This window comes from Rhizobium oryziradicis (genome assembly GCF_001939045.1).
GTDB lineage: Bacteria > Pseudomonadota > Alphaproteobacteria > Rhizobiales > Rhizobiaceae > Allorhizobium > Allorhizobium oryziradicis.
Map to the genome: position 1 here is coordinate 744,342 of NZ_MKIM01000027.1, position 13,073 is coordinate 757,414.

General features: G+C 55.2%; 18 protein-coding genes and 1 tRNA gene. 10 read left to right on the forward strand and 9 right to left on the reverse strand.

From position 1 onward, the window contains the following. Positions 1-300: 300 nt before the first annotated feature. Together BJF95_RS14560 and BJF95_RS14565 are read right to left on the reverse strand one after the other, a co-directional pair. Positions 301-1,158 (reverse strand): helix-turn-helix domain-containing protein, encoded by an 858-nt coding sequence (locus BJF95_RS14560; protein ID WP_075640128.1) that lies wholly within the window; start codon positions 1,156-1,158, stop codon positions 301-303. Between the two features lie 2 nt (positions 1,159-1,160). Continuing rightward, positions 1,161-1,358: a hypothetical protein gene (locus BJF95_RS14565; protein ID WP_139317507.1), complete on the reverse strand. Its 198-nt coding sequence runs from the start codon at positions 1,356-1,358 to the stop codon at positions 1,161-1,163. Positions 1,359-1,538: 180 nt separating this feature from the next. Here BJF95_RS14565 and BJF95_RS14570 point away from each other — a divergent pair. Further along, a tRNA-Cys gene (locus BJF95_RS14570) sits at positions 1,539-1,612 on the forward strand. 118 nt (positions 1,613-1,730) lie between these two features. Here BJF95_RS14570 and BJF95_RS14575 read toward each other — a convergent pair. The 3 genes from BJF95_RS14575 to BJF95_RS14585 are packed head-to-tail and all read right to left on the reverse strand — an operon-like array spanning position 1,731 to position 3,560. Next, complete coding sequence (locus BJF95_RS14575; protein WP_075640130.1) at positions 1,731-2,861, reverse strand: tyrosine-type recombinase/integrase; 1,131 nt, start codon at positions 2,859-2,861, stop codon at positions 1,731-1,733. Continuing rightward, positions 2,861-3,145, reverse strand: coding sequence for a hypothetical protein (locus BJF95_RS14580; RefSeq protein ID WP_075640131.1), 285 nt, complete (start codon positions 3,143-3,145; stop codon positions 2,861-2,863). The genes BJF95_RS14575 and BJF95_RS14580 overlap by 1 nt, the downstream gene beginning before the upstream one ends. 34 nt (positions 3,146-3,179) lie before the next feature. Then, complete coding sequence (locus BJF95_RS14585; protein WP_075640132.1) at positions 3,180-3,560, reverse strand: hypothetical protein; 381 nt, start codon at positions 3,558-3,560, stop codon at positions 3,180-3,182. A gap of 230 nt (positions 3,561-3,790) precedes the next feature. On the opposite strand from BJF95_RS14585, the gene BJF95_RS14590 reads away from it, so the two are divergent. Then, positions 3,791-4,015: a hypothetical protein gene (locus tag BJF95_RS14590; RefSeq protein ID WP_075640133.1), complete on the forward strand. Its 225-nt coding sequence runs from the start codon at positions 3,791-3,793 to the stop codon at positions 4,013-4,015. A gap of 6 nt (positions 4,016-4,021) precedes the next feature. On the opposite strand, the gene BJF95_RS14595 is transcribed toward BJF95_RS14590, so the two are convergent. Beyond that, positions 4,022-4,648: an XRE family transcriptional regulator gene (locus BJF95_RS14595; RefSeq protein WP_075640134.1), complete on the reverse strand. Its 627-nt coding sequence runs from the start codon at positions 4,646-4,648 to the stop codon at positions 4,022-4,024. A 555-nt stretch (positions 4,649-5,203) separates the two neighbouring features. Between BJF95_RS14595 and BJF95_RS14605 the strand changes: the two genes are divergently transcribed. The 8 genes from BJF95_RS14605 (at position 5,204) to BJF95_RS14640 (ending at position 11,277) form a co-directional block, all read left to right on the forward strand. Then, positions 5,204-5,686 (forward strand): hypothetical protein, encoded by a 483-nt coding sequence (locus BJF95_RS14605; RefSeq protein WP_075640135.1) that lies wholly within the window; start codon positions 5,204-5,206, stop codon positions 5,684-5,686. A 4-nt stretch (positions 5,687-5,690) separates the two neighbouring features. Continuing rightward, positions 5,691-7,274, forward strand: coding sequence for an MT-A70 family methyltransferase (locus BJF95_RS14610; RefSeq protein ID WP_075640136.1), 1,584 nt, complete (start codon positions 5,691-5,693; stop codon positions 7,272-7,274). Further along, positions 7,271-8,023 carry a hypothetical protein gene (locus BJF95_RS14615; protein ID WP_075640137.1) on the forward strand — a complete coding sequence of 251 codons (753 nt, stop codon included), beginning with the start codon at positions 7,271-7,273 and terminating at the stop codon, positions 8,021-8,023. Before BJF95_RS14610 ends, BJF95_RS14615 begins: the two co-directional genes overlap by 4 nt. After that, positions 8,014-8,562: a hypothetical protein gene (locus tag BJF95_RS14620; protein ID WP_139317509.1), complete on the forward strand. Its 549-nt coding sequence runs from the start codon at positions 8,014-8,016 to the stop codon at positions 8,560-8,562. The genes BJF95_RS14615 and BJF95_RS14620 overlap by 10 nt, the downstream gene beginning before the upstream one ends. Next, positions 8,559-8,852: a hypothetical protein gene (locus BJF95_RS14625; RefSeq protein ID WP_075640139.1), complete on the forward strand. Its 294-nt coding sequence runs from the start codon at positions 8,559-8,561 to the stop codon at positions 8,850-8,852. Before BJF95_RS14620 ends, BJF95_RS14625 begins: the two co-directional genes overlap by 4 nt. Next, on the forward strand, positions 8,849-10,096 hold the full coding sequence (locus BJF95_RS14630; RefSeq protein ID WP_075640140.1) for a helix-turn-helix domain-containing protein: 1,248 nt from the start codon (positions 8,849-8,851) through the stop codon (positions 10,094-10,096). Before BJF95_RS14625 ends, BJF95_RS14630 begins: the two co-directional genes overlap by 4 nt. After that, the gene (locus BJF95_RS14635) at positions 10,083-10,739 is read left to right on the forward strand and encodes a transcription termination/antitermination NusG family protein (protein WP_075640141.1); all 657 of its coding nucleotides are present in this window, start codon (positions 10,083-10,085) and stop codon (positions 10,737-10,739) included. The genes BJF95_RS14630 and BJF95_RS14635 overlap by 14 nt, the downstream gene beginning before the upstream one ends. 214 nt (positions 10,740-10,953) lie before the next feature. Next, a complete protein-coding gene (locus BJF95_RS14640) occupies positions 10,954-11,277 on the forward strand; it encodes a hypothetical protein (RefSeq protein WP_075640142.1) in 324 nt (107 codons plus the stop codon). Positions 11,278-11,367: 90 nt separating this feature from the next. On the opposite strand, the gene BJF95_RS14645 is transcribed toward BJF95_RS14640, so the two are convergent. The 3 genes from BJF95_RS14645 to BJF95_RS24460 form a co-directional block, all read right to left on the reverse strand. Then, on the reverse strand, positions 11,368-11,844 hold the full coding sequence (locus BJF95_RS14645) for a hypothetical protein (protein ID WP_139317510.1): 477 nt from the start codon (positions 11,842-11,844) through the stop codon (positions 11,368-11,370). 35 nt (positions 11,845-11,879) lie between these two features. Beyond that, positions 11,880-12,389, reverse strand: a complete 510-nt coding sequence (locus tag BJF95_RS14650; RefSeq protein ID WP_075640144.1) for a hypothetical protein — start codon at positions 12,387-12,389, stop codon at positions 11,880-11,882. A gap of 313 nt (positions 12,390-12,702) precedes the next feature. After that, complete coding sequence (locus tag BJF95_RS24460) at positions 12,703-13,023, reverse strand: hypothetical protein (RefSeq protein ID WP_245297329.1); 321 nt, start codon at positions 13,021-13,023, stop codon at positions 12,703-12,705. Positions 13,024-13,073 lie beyond the last annotated feature (50 nt).

The window sequence follows — 13,073 nt, forward strand, 5'->3', positions numbered from 1 at the left end:
CGCGCCATGACCGAAGGTTTGCGATGTGATCAGCGCGGCGGCATTCAGCCGAACAGAACACCGGCTTTCGCCCCGCACGGCTGGTTTCAGCGCTGAAGGGCTGCTGGCATGTCCTGCAAATCAGGTGCGCCCGTGCTGCTTCGCGGTCGGCTGCTTTTTGCCCATTCCATGCGTCACGGGTGCGTTTGCGGTCGATGGTGCGGCAGGCTTCAGAGCAGAACCGCGAAGGACGCCCGTTTGTGACTGGCTGGCTGAAATGCGCGCCGCATGTCTTGCAGGGCAGGGAACGAGGGCTTGCGCTCATTGCAGCACCCCCAGACCGGGAACCGTTGGCAAGCAAAGCCGCTGACATACCAAGCGCAGCCCGTCACCGCGCCGCCTAATCTCTGCTGCTGTGGCCTCGCCAGTGATTTCGGGGGTGAGGCGTTCAAGGGCGTCGCTGTAGGCTTCCCAACCAAGGCCGCGTAGGTCCAGCTCCAAGCGCCTGTTGGCGGCGTTCTCTGCCATCTGCCCATAGGATGCAGATATTGCAACCTTTGATTGTTGCTTCGATCCTGTCGGCTTGGACCCTTTCAAAAGCCCAATCGACCTTGAATTTAACTGATCGGTATCGGGCTTTTTCTCGCGCTCACGGCATACGTCTTCTCCACGTAGTTCTTTCACGTAGTTTATTCTATTGGTTTGGGTCGCATCCGTGCGACTATCAAAGTCGCATCCATGCGACTGTAGAGGTCGCACCGGTGCGACTGTTGCCGTCTGGTTTTGGGTGTCGAATGGTGGCATTTCCACCACCTCGAAATCGTCCGTTTGAGGGTCGGTTTGGGACGCGCCGCCCTTCATTTTTGCGTTCCACTCTGCAACTAGAGAGTTGAATTTATCCCAGACGGGCAGGTAGGCGTTACGGTGCGTTCTGCTTCCATGCTTCACACATTCGATAAGGCCAGCCGCATGGAGTTGCTCTGTGGCGCGCATGACGGTCGTGCGGTGCATGTTCAACAGCTTCGCCAGCCGGTCTATGCTGGGGTCGCACTGGCCGGTTCTACGATTGAAGTGGTCAATGATGGCCGCACCGACGCGACGCGCGCCGTCTGTCAGCCCTTCAGCCAAGTTCAGGGCCTTGTGTGCAAATAGAATATCGTTCTCGCGGATTGGGGACACACTCAACGCCCCCCGGCAAAACGAAGCTTGTGCGCAAGACGTGACGCCTCGACGGCTTCGAGAATATTCAAGCCGAACTTTGAACGAATAAACGGAATGCGCGGGCCGCGAATGTCGTCTTCATGGGTGGAAATCCACATGGCCGCGACCTGAACTGCTGTGGGTGCGCCTGACGCGCCGCCTGTATCGGTCGCGTTCATTTCATGCTCTGGGAGAGAGGAGGGGATCATAGCGCCCTCCAATTTTCATGAAAATACGTGATGAACGTTCGTGGAACATCATTTCGGAAATTTATGTGTTGGATTTTTCGGAAATGCCTCTTGCGCTTCTGATCAATCCGTTCTAAATGCCCGTCACCACACGCTTTTAAGTATTGGAATGGCCTCGTGGCGGAGTGGTTACGCAGAGGACTGCAAATCCTTGCACCCCGGTTCGATTCCGGGCGAGGCCTCCATTCCCTTCTTTCTCCCCCGGCAAGATATTGATGTTAAATCGGTATTTTCGAAGTGTGGCACTTTGTTCCTTGCCCGTTCCGCCACACATTTTTGAGGGTGTGGCAGTGTGTTCCTGAATTAGCCGTTTTCTGCCTCGTCTATAGGCAAGAGTTGCGACCCGACGCCATCCCAATTGATGCGCTCTACGGTTTGCCTTGCAAGCCGGGATCTTTCGGCGTTGCGGGTGTAGATTTTCGATGTTTTGCTATCGCGCCAGCCGAACATGGCTTCCAACATGCTGTCGGTCGCTTCGTTGTGCGCAACGTCCGTTGCAAGGCCTTTGCGTACCGAGTGCGAGGTGAGGTGGGGCATTCCGGCTTGCGTCCACCAGTCCGATATTCTGTTGCCCAATCCCTTCACGCTAAATGGTTTGCCAAACTCGGTCACAAGGTAGGTCGGGCCTGTGGTTTTGTGGGTTACTAGAACGGCCTCAAGAATGGGGTGAATGGTTATGTCGATGTCCACCGGCGTCCTGTTGCGATTCTTGAACAGGCGGAACCGGAAAGCGTCTTTGCGCCGGTGCTGCGGGCCAAGAGCTGCGAGGTCTGAAACGCGCAAGCCGGTGTACATCTGAATAGCCAAATAGAGTGTTGCTTTTGAACCTGTGCCGTGGTGCGCAATGAAGCGTTCCAGATCGGCAGGGGTTGCCGTGTCGTGGCCGTCTGTCTGGGCGCGAAATGGTTTTACCATCCGTGCGATGTTGGGCGTAATGGGTTTGCCGTTGTGCGCGGTGTCAAAAACCTGCCTAAGCACTTTCAAGCGCTCGTCGGCGGCAAATGGCGTTTCCTTTTTTCGGTCGCGCAATACTTCCAGATTTGTCACGTCCATATGCTGCAAGGGCATATCGGCAAAGGTGCGCTCGTCGCCTGCCTTTAGCGGTTCTTGCCACATTGATTCCATGATGTGCCTGCGCCGCGTCTGTGTGGTTATGTCCAGCGTGGTGAACTCATGGCTGCGCATGTATTCCATGCAGAGCCAACGGAACGTGCCGGGCTTGACTTGGCGCGAAATGGGTTTTGGTCCAGTGTCTTCCACCAAGGGGCGAACGGTGTTTCTGGCCTTCCAATAAGCCTTGGCAAAATCTTCTGATTCAATATCATCGGGCAGGCGGCAAATGCGCTGTCCTGCGATGCGCAGATAATAGCGCATCACGCCATGACGGGTTCTGTTCTTCTCGATGTAGGGCAGTTCGATATTGGTCATATTCATTATACAGATGCCCGCCACTCGTCGGCGCTACTGTCCTTTTTTGCCAAGGGGTTGTTGTCTTCTGGCCAGTCCATCATGGCGGCGGCGATTTCCTGCACCAGCCAGAGCTTGCGCCGATGAATACGTCGCGGTGGTGGAAGAAAACCTTCCATCACCATCACATCCACCATGGTGACGCCGACGCCAATGGATGCGGCCAACTCCACGCGGTTGAGGCAAAGCCGTGGCACGCTTGCGATGGGCGAGAAGGCCGGGCTGGAGCGAATATGCCCTGCTGTTGTCATTGCGTACCTCCCTGTTTGATGTGTTCCTCTTCTTTCAAAGATGCCTCTCCCGCCTGCTTTGTTCTGCGCGGGCTGCGGCAAGCGTGGAAAGGTCAGGCAAGGTCACACGTGAGCCGTCTGCCATTGTGGTGGTGTGGGTCCGAATAAAGGGGAACTGCTCTTTCAGCACGCCTTTGCGGGGCGTTGTGGGCTGGTTTCCGGTGGCGGGCTTGGTTTGTGGCTTTTCAGGTGCTGCACCCGGCAGAAACCACTTTCCCTTGCCGTTGTGAGTGCAGCCGAGATCACGCAACCATTCTCGCACTGTGTTGGCGGCGCACGCCAGCGTTTTTGCCATTTCGGTTGGTGCAATGCCTTCCTGCACCAATACCAAAAGCTCTTCGTCGTCGGGGCGCTTTATGGGTGTCGTAAATGCCATTGTGCATTCTCCTTTGCGTCTTGCCTGCCAAGCGGGCACAGAACTGCAATCGCGGCTCGTGGTGCGAGTGCGTTTGATTTGTGCCCACCGAGTTGAAGTGAGTGACGTGAAGATAATGCGGGAAATATCCCTTAGTCAACATAAATAAGGGACATGTCCCTCTTTTTGTTGCGCGGCATTTCGGAGAGGCTACCACTTGTGATTTTATGTTGAGGGGGCTATTTCAGGATATGTCTATACTACTTGCGGTATTTGGCATCGGCTTTATGGCAAACGCGGCCATCATGATGCCAAATGTACAATCGGCAATTCATCAACAATTGATTGCTGTCTATTTGGTCGGTGGCGCGATCGTTTTTGGTCTCGGCATTGTCGTTCACTACTTGAAGCGCGTGACCGAAGATCTGTCTTATGGGGTCAAAAAAGCAGATGAACGCGCAAATAAGGTGAGCTAGCGATCGTTAGGATAAGTCAGTGATTACCCGAACGACCTGTCCTATCACGACCGTTTCCTCATCAATGCTCATGGCTTCATGCTGAGGGTTGGTTGAGTAGGGTTCCAGCCGGTCAGGGTTCGACATGAACCGCTTGAATGTTGCTTTTTCGCCTTTTTGAAAGATGTAAAACTTCCGTGGAAGTAATTCTTTTGCTGAGGCATTTACGACAATCGTCGTGCCTTCTGGCGCTACGCGATTCATGGAATCGCCATGCACGGTAAGTGCAAAATAGGTGGCGGGCTTTAGACCCTGAACGGAAATTCTAGCTGCGTTGGCTTGATGTTCTATGAAGCCCGTTTCGGCAAAGGGGCTTGCCGCAACCCAGCTGATAATCGGAATCTGAATTGATTCTGAGTTGTTCTCTGATGCTTTCTCACCGAAAGCCAGCCAGCCCGCGGACACATTTAGCACCTGTGCGATTTTCTGAATGCTGTCCAGGCGAGGCAGCACCGCTTTACCGGGTCTCGTCCAATCGCGAACCAAATCCGGACCATGGCCAGACAACAGCGAAACCTTGCGCATTGAAAGGCCAAGCTCTTTCGCGCGTTGCGTCACCCTTGCAATGATTTCTGCTGTCTGTGAACTTTCCATAAGGGAAATATCCCCTGTTATCTTCTTGCGTGAAAGAGGGACATGTCCGGTTGACATTTGAGGGATATGTCCCTTATGCATGTTCGCATGAAACATTTGGATGCATTCTTTTCGTTGGTGGAAGCGTTCTGCATAGCCTCAGGCCATGCGGAGGCAACGCTGTCGGGAAAAATGTTCTCGGATGGAAAGCGAATTGCGGCCCTTAGAAGTGGTTCGGATATTGGGGTGAGGCGACTCTCTCGGGCAATAGAATGGCTATCCGATAACTGGCCGCCAAACGCTTCATGGCCAGAGGGTGTCTATCGTCCATACGCCAAGCCTGTGGAGGTTTTGCGATGATGCGATTTGCCTTCCTGTTTTTCCAATCGCGCACGCCTGCCTGCGAAGCTTGCGCGTCCCGCACCGGGTTATATGGCGTCTGGCCCGGTGCGGGCATTTATCATTTCCCATGCGGGCCTCCATAGCGGTGTAGTTGCTCCTTCCTACGCGCCTGAGGCGTGGGGATCATAGAATCATTTTCGCTTTTTGTTTCCTTGACTTGATCGGGGTGTTTTCGTGCGCCGTTTTTCTGAGAATGAATATCTGTCGCTTAAGCGTGTGCTGGATGTGGCCTATGAGCTGGCCGGTGGCGTTTCGGTGCTTCGGCATGTGACGCGCGTTAGCATTTCCCAGCTGTCCAAATATGCATCGGCGTTGAAATCTGCGCTGGATGATCCGCGCTCCGATGAAAAGACCTTCATTCCGGTGGACGTTGCCATTGATGTGGATAGGGCGGCGAAAGAGCCTTTGATCACGGCCAAGATGGCGGAATTGCTGGGCTATCGCTTGGTGCCTGCCGAAGAGCGCCTTGCGCGTGCCGGGGTTCTTTCGGTGGAAGACGCTTTTCGTATTATCGATGAAGCCACCGATTTTTGGCGGCTCACGCGCGAAGCCTTTGCCGATGGCCGAATCGATGCGCTGGAACGCCAGCAGCTACGCTACAAAATCGGGGAGCTGATCCGCGCCGCTCACATCATTTCCGATAAGTTGGAGGATTGAGGCGATGGCAGGTTATGTGCCCGTTAAATTCCCCAAGCCCGGTCCTGCCGGGCTTACGCTTATGGGGCTTGCAGTGCGCCATGGAGCGGTGTTCACCACCGATTCGCAGCAGGCAATTGCTGCGGCCAAGTGCCTGAGCCACGGCTATCTCACCCGTGATCCGCAGAATGGGAATCGCTGGTATCCCACCGATAAGGGCAGGGCGATGCTGGCAGCGCGGCGAGGTGTTGCCCCCGCCGTTGATGTGGCTCCGATTTCGGTTGCCAAAACCAAAGTGGCGACCGAACGGCGAATTGATAGCATTCGCGCCGAAAATCGTTTGCGGAATTTGGACGAAAAGACCGTGCTGGCCCTGATGGAATCCGTCCGCCAATACGGGCTGGAAACGCCGATCACAGTTTACGGTGATGTGGGTGCCGACTTGGTTGATCTTGGTGCGGGTGGCCATCGGCTGGAAGCCTGCAAGCGGCTGGGGCTTGATGCTATTCTTTGCTTTCATAAGCGTGGCGATGAGCTGGACCGCCAGCTTTGCGAGATCGACGAAAACCTGATCAGGGCCGATTTGACGCCTGCTGATCGGGCTTTGTTTTTGCATCGTCGCAAAGAAATCTATCTGGTCAAATTTCCAGACACGGCCCGCGAAGCCAGTTTGAAGCGCGGCGCTAATCTCCCGTCTCGCCAAATTGGCGAAACGGGAAAGCGCTTCACGGCGGCAACGGCAGAAGCCACGGGGCAGACCGAACGCACTATTCAGCGCGATGTCGAGCGGGGCGAGAAGATTTCGCGCACCGCGTTGCAAATGTTGCGCGGCACCCGCCATGACAAGGGCGTAACGCTTGATCAGCTTAAACGGCTGGAAACCCATGAGGCGCAAGAGAAATTTGCCCATGACCTGATCAAGGCTGACAAGGCGGTTACGGCTGAATCTAAGGCTATTCGCACCATCGGCCAAAAGCACAATCGCGAAATGCGGCTCAATCTGGTGTGCGCTATTGCCGAACAGGGGCGGCGCAAGGGTGCCGACATGCCGCGTGGCGCTTACGCGGTTGGTTATGCCGATCCGCCGTGGCAGCAAGAGGCGTGGAGCAATGAAACCGGGCAGGATAGGGGCCTGAAATATCCCTCCATGAGCGTGGAAGAGATCAAAGCGTTGTGCGCTGGCAATAAAAGCCCGTTCACCATGGATGCCGTGCTGTTTCTTTGGGTAACGGCCAATCGTTTGCCCGATGGCATTGATGTGCTGCAAGCTTGGGGCTTTGAATATGTCTCCTGCATGGTTTGGGACAAAGCCCACATCGGGATGGGGCGATGGGTGCGTGACCGTGCCGAGCTGCTGCTGATTGGCAAGCGCGGCAAGATTTCGTTGGCACCGTTGCCCGGCACCCAGCCCGAAAGTCTGTATGCCGAGCCGAAAACCGAACACAGCCGCAAGCCAGTGTGGTTTGCCGAACAGATAGACCGCCTCTGGCCCCAGCTGCCCAAGCTTGAGCTTTTCCAGCGGCGCGAAAGCTTGGCCGATGGCGACGTGCGCCTTTCGGACAGTTGGGATTTCTGGGGCTTTGAAGCTGGCCAAGGCGGTGCGGCATGACCATCGCTTTGAAACACTTCCATGGCAAATCCGTGCAGCCGCTGCGCATCCTGATTGGGTGCGAAACATCGGGTGTTGTCCGTCGCGCCTTTGCGGCTCTGGGCCATGATGTTTGGTCTTGCGATCTGCTGCCCGCCGATGACCGCAGCAATCGTCACATCATGTGCGATGTACGCGATTTGCTGGGCGATGGTTGGGATTTGCTGGTCGTACTTCATCCGCCATGCACCCGCTTGTGTAATTCCGGTGTTCGGTGGTTGAGAGAGCCGCCAAGGAATGCGCCCCGCGATGCAACTCCCGAAGAAATAGCCGCCTGGGCGGCAATGTCGCGTGAAGACAGGCTGCGCATCATGTGGCGGCTGCTGGATGAAGGGGCGGCGCTGTTTTCCGATTGCTGGAATGCGCCAATCGAGCGCATCGCGGTTGAAAACCCCGTCATGCATCTGCATGCGAAACAGCGGATACGGAATTATCAGAAGGCTGCGCAGACCGTGCAGCCGTGGTGGTTTGGTGATCCTGCATTCAAGGGCACGTCACTCTATCTGCGCGGCCTGCCGCCATTGGTTGCCACCAACCGCCTGACCCCGCCACAGCGCGGCACGGATGAGCATAAAATCTGGTCTGGCGTGCATCGGGCCTCACCGGGCGCGAACCGCTGGCAAATCCGCTCTAAGACGTTTCCGAGCATCGCGGCTGCAATGGCGTTGCAATGGGGCGGCCACGCCGTGGAGGCAGCGGCATGCGTATGACCGACCCGCAGCGCGACCGCGAAAAGGTGGCCATCAACCGGCTGCGCGCCACGGCGGATCGTCGATCTGGCGACATTTGGACCGTGGAAGATCGGCGCGGTGGCTTGCGGGTTATTGTGCGCCGTTCCACCGGCGAGGATGCCCATGTGGCCACCATCCACGCGGATGCGCTGGATGATGAGCGCGACCTGATATGTGGCGCGCTTGGCAATCTCTTGCTGTTTCTACGCCTGTTTGATCGTGCTGCCAATGCTGTTCGCGATTTGCGCGGGCAGCTGGAGCGCGGGCAAGCGCAAGCGAATAAGAAGAACTATTCGGCACAAGCCGCCATGCTGCTTTCGGACAGGGCGTTTCAGCGCTTTCTTGAGGGCAAGGGGGCAGGCGGGCCGGTGCGAGACAAGGGGGCTGCGGACACGCGCCTGAAAAGCCTTCTCGCCATTTCCAGCAAATCACAGATCAACACGGTTGAGCGCGCGCGGGCTGCCTTTTTGGCGCTGCGGGGCGAGTTCGACGCGTGGAAACGCGGAGGTACGCAATGACGGATATTTTGCCAATTGTTGAGCAGCTTTACGACTGCCAGACGGATGCCGAGCGGGCCGACTGGCTGTTGCGCGTGCCGCAGGGCGTTATCTTGCGCGATCTTTCCACCATTCGCACCGCATTGCGCACGGCTGGCTTTCTGGCCGGTGTGGCCTGCCTTGAGGTGGAGTTTGCGGCGCTCAATGCCACGCGCCTGCCGGATGGCGGCTTGCCAGAGGCGCATAAGGTGGCGGTGAAGGATGCCCGCATTTTTCTGGAAACTATTGTTTGCAAGGGAGGTTTGGCGTGAGTGCTGAAGCCACGATCCGGCGCGGGGTTCGCAATGCGCGTTACACCACAGTGCCGAACCATGTGTTTGAGGATGACCGGCTTTCCATGGAAGCGCGGTGGCTGCTTGGCTATCTGCTCTCCAAGCCAGATAACTGGACGGTTGTTGTTGGCGATATCGTCAAGCGCGGCAAATGCGGGCGCGACAAGGCCCGCAAGATGATCGCCGAGTTGGTCGAGATTGGCTATGCGGAACGGGAACAGACGCGCGACGACGGCAAATTCAGCGCGTCGGTTCTGGTGATCTATGATGAGCCGCGCGATGTGGTGCCGGTTGCAGATCCAGCCGCTTCCGAAAGTGTTGCATTTCTACCGCAGACTGATTTACCGGCGACGGCAAAACCGTCGCCGGTTTTGCCGTCGCCGGTAAAATCGGCACCTAGTAAAGACTTAAAGATAGTAAATACTGAATCTCTACCAAGCGGAGAGGCCCTTGCCGATGATTTGGAAAGTGCCCCGGCATCTGACGTCCCGGAAAAGGGGCAGGGGCGGGTGGAGCGGGAACGTGCCAGCCGTCAGTTTGACGTTTGGTTCAAAGCTTGGCCAAAGCCCGGCAGTCCAGTCTTTGCCCGGAATGCTTGGTTTGCGTTGTCGGCTGATGACCGTGCGGCCTGCATTGAGAAAACACCGATCTATCTGGCATGGGCCAAGCCCGAGGAGCTAACGGCACCAGCGGTCTACCTCAAGGGCAGGGCGTGGAATGACGTGCCTGAGCATTTCTCGGCAGATCAAGCGCCAGTGCGTGAGCTCGCCAAGCCTTGTGGTAAACTTTGGATGGGCACGCGATTGGAAGCGCTGCTCGGCGACCCCACTGGTCGCTTGGTGATTACCACGTACGACGAACGGCAACTCGCGTCTGGTGCCATTAGCCGGGAAGCGCTGTTGCGGCAAAAGCGCCGTGACAACGGCTGGCCGCTGGTGAGCCGTATGCATGAGCTTGCGCGCCACAATGAGCCTTTCTTTGCCGGGCTGGCCCTGAAGCCGCTTGTTGTTGATTTCCAGAAGGTTGAGCGAGGCACCCCTTTGTTTGTCGCATGGCGACGGCTGCATGAGCGCCGGGGCTGGCTGTTTGTCGATGGCCTGCGCGACTTCAACTATTTCCCGCCGATTGAAGACGGTGCGGATGATCTCGATGCGGCTGTGGAAGCGGCGCTTGAACACTTCAGAACCAAGATCAGCAAGGAGCGCACCAATGATGCAGCATAATGGAAACCTCTTGCGTGGCGTGTCTGATCAGGGGCTTTTGAAGCTTGCCCAGATCAATGAGGCAGAGGCCAGCCGCCAACGTATGATTGCCATGGCGCGGCAAGATCGGCCCGGCTTTGGGCAGCTGGCCCGCTGGCTGGTGGCCAGTTGCCAGAGTGGCACCGAACAGGGCATTCGTGATTCCTTGCAAGAGCAGCGAATCGAATGCTGGTGCCCGTGTGAAAGCTTTCGCAAGCCGCCAAAGCGAGGTCAAAAAGCTGTGGAAGTGAAGCGGGCAATTTTCCGCGGCTATCTTTTTGTAAGGGTGATTCCAGATAACGAAGCCTTTGTCGGCCTGCTGGCCGCATCGAAGCTAAAGGGGCTGATGGGGCAGGATGGCAAGCCTTATCTGATGCCCGAAACATTGATGAGCAAGCTCATGTTAGCGGCTAAGAAATCCGAGCGAAAACATATGGATGGCGAGAGCCTTCCCGTGATGCCAGATCTGCTTGGCAAGACTGTGACAATCCGCTCTGGCCCGTTTGCCGAGTTCGTTGTGACGGTGCGCAAGGTTCTGTCCAAGCGCGGGCAGGTGGTTGTTGAGGTGCCCATGTTTGGCGGTATGAGCGAAATTACCTTGGGTGTTGACAGCGTCGTCGCGTGAGATTATCGCTCGAAATGTGGAAAGGCGAATAGCGCCTCTCCATTAGAGATGACCGGGGCGCGCTGATGCTCCCAAAGGGATTGATGTTCACCCCCCGGCCTCGTTCTGATCCAAGCCAATAGGCAATGTGATTCAGAGCCAGTGCGTAAGCTATGCCCAAATGAATGAGTGAACGACAAGGCGGCCAGAGGGTCGCCTTTTTGCGTTATAGGATATGAGCATTCGTTATGATGAGGGCAGGCCGTGGAAGGGGTGGTACTCCACCGCCCGCTGGCGCAAGACCCGGCTTAACCAACTGACCATTGAACCGCTCTGCCGCATGTGCAGGCTGCAAGGCCGCTTCACAGCCGCCACGGTGTGCGACCACATTGAACGCCACAGCGGCAACCCTGATAAGTTTTGGAATGGCCCGTTTCAAAGCCTTTGCAAGACCCACCACGATGCAACCAAACAGGCAGAAGAGCATCGCGGCTTCTCGACGGCAGCAGGCACAGACGGCTGGCCCATCGACCCCCGCCACCCGGCAAACCGAGGGTAGGGGCGGGTCAAAAGTTCAATCCCCCTCCCACCGCGCACCGGCGTTAGTCATTTCTGTGTAGCGAGGGGAAATTGGAGACGAAAAGCCACTTCAATCTTTAGTGCTTTGTTGTAGATCTGGTCTGGCAATAAGCCAAAATGTTGCGCCAACCAATGCTCCGACTAAGCCGAATATAAGGAGGCGTGTCGGCTGATGGAGGACAGCATCACGCAACTCCTTTCCAACTATGCCGAATTGCAGGTTGTCTTGATATGCGATCCAGAGCCAAGTCGCTGCTATGCTAATGAATCGCAAAGCAACACCACATACAAAAGCTGATATAACGTAGTGATGTAGTCGTTCAAGCCGTTTTGCCTTCAACAAAAGGTGGCAAGGAAGGCCAGCTATCACCATCAAAATGTAGGCTACTGTAAAGCCAGCTGCTCCTGCTGTTCCAATTAATTCTGCCGCCGTCATTTCGCTTAGAATGGGATCCGTATGCGTCCAAGCCATTATTCCAAATAATATTGCGTAGAGCACTATCCAGAGTGGAGCAATTGCAAAGGCTATCATGGGTCTGCGGTTCATGGCGAAATCTCTCTCGTTGAACGATACGTGTTCGGTTATTTTTTTGCCGATTTCTTGAGGTAGATTCCGCTGAACGAAACACCTTGGCCGCCGCATTCCTCATTATCATCAACGAACAAATAATAGCCTGAGTATCTCAACCGAACCCTGCAGCCACTTTCGTCTTCAGATGACTTGGTACTGGCAGGTGCAGCGCCATCATAGTGTGAATCAGTGTATCCTGCCGCTTTGCCGCCATCTCCGATGAATGCCGGGCCAGATATGAAGCCTGTTCTAGGGTTATCAGACGGCCCGATTGTTGCGTCTCCTTCGATAACAACATAGCGGCCACTTTCACCCGGTTTGATAGTGATGTCGTTACCTGACTTATCCGTCCAATCGCCAAAGACTTTGGGGTCATCAATTGGATCCATGAAGTTTCCACCTCCAAAAAACCCTTCTTGGTTGAGCCATCCGAATGTAGTGATGCCCTTAGGTGAAATGTAGACGCCGCAGATCAAGGTTTTTTTATTTTTGGAATCATATCCCGTTGCATTAACAATCACTTGGTCTCCACTTAGCAAAAAAGCAGATGTCTCGCATCCATCCGCTCCTGGACAATTTGGTTTCTCTGCGGATGTTGGTGCAAGAAAGTGTAATTTTGGGATGCCTTCTTTCACATTTCGCCATGAGGGGTCACTGCTTGGATCTATGTATGACGTGCAGTTCATCGCTGCATAAGTGACATTTGGAACTGTGAATATGCACAAATTTACATATATTATTCTTAAGGTGAGTGAGTATATTTTTTTATACATTTAAATAATCCGTTGTGTGAGATTAAATGAAAGGTTGGCTAACATGCATAGCTGATCTCTCTCAGTCGGTGTCTGACAGTGTAAAGCCTGATGCCGAACCTACTTTTGTGAAATAAATCTCCGATTTCGGCGGATTCCAATACGCTGTTTCGGATACCTCGTTGAGATCTTCACTCTTAGGCTTGCCAAGCTCTATTTTTAGATCGTTCAGAAGGTTGCTTTTGTTTGTTAAGCTGTAACTGCAAACACGGGCCGGATTTAATCCGGTTGCGACCCAAAAAACCAAGGCGCTTTGAGTTTGTTCATCTCGCCAGCCAATGACATCAACCGTAACATGATTGTATTTCTCATAAGACGACTTCCAATTGGTGTCATCTTCCATTCTGGGCCAGCCGAGCGCGTTGCCTTTGGTTGTTGCCTCCGCCACGCTCC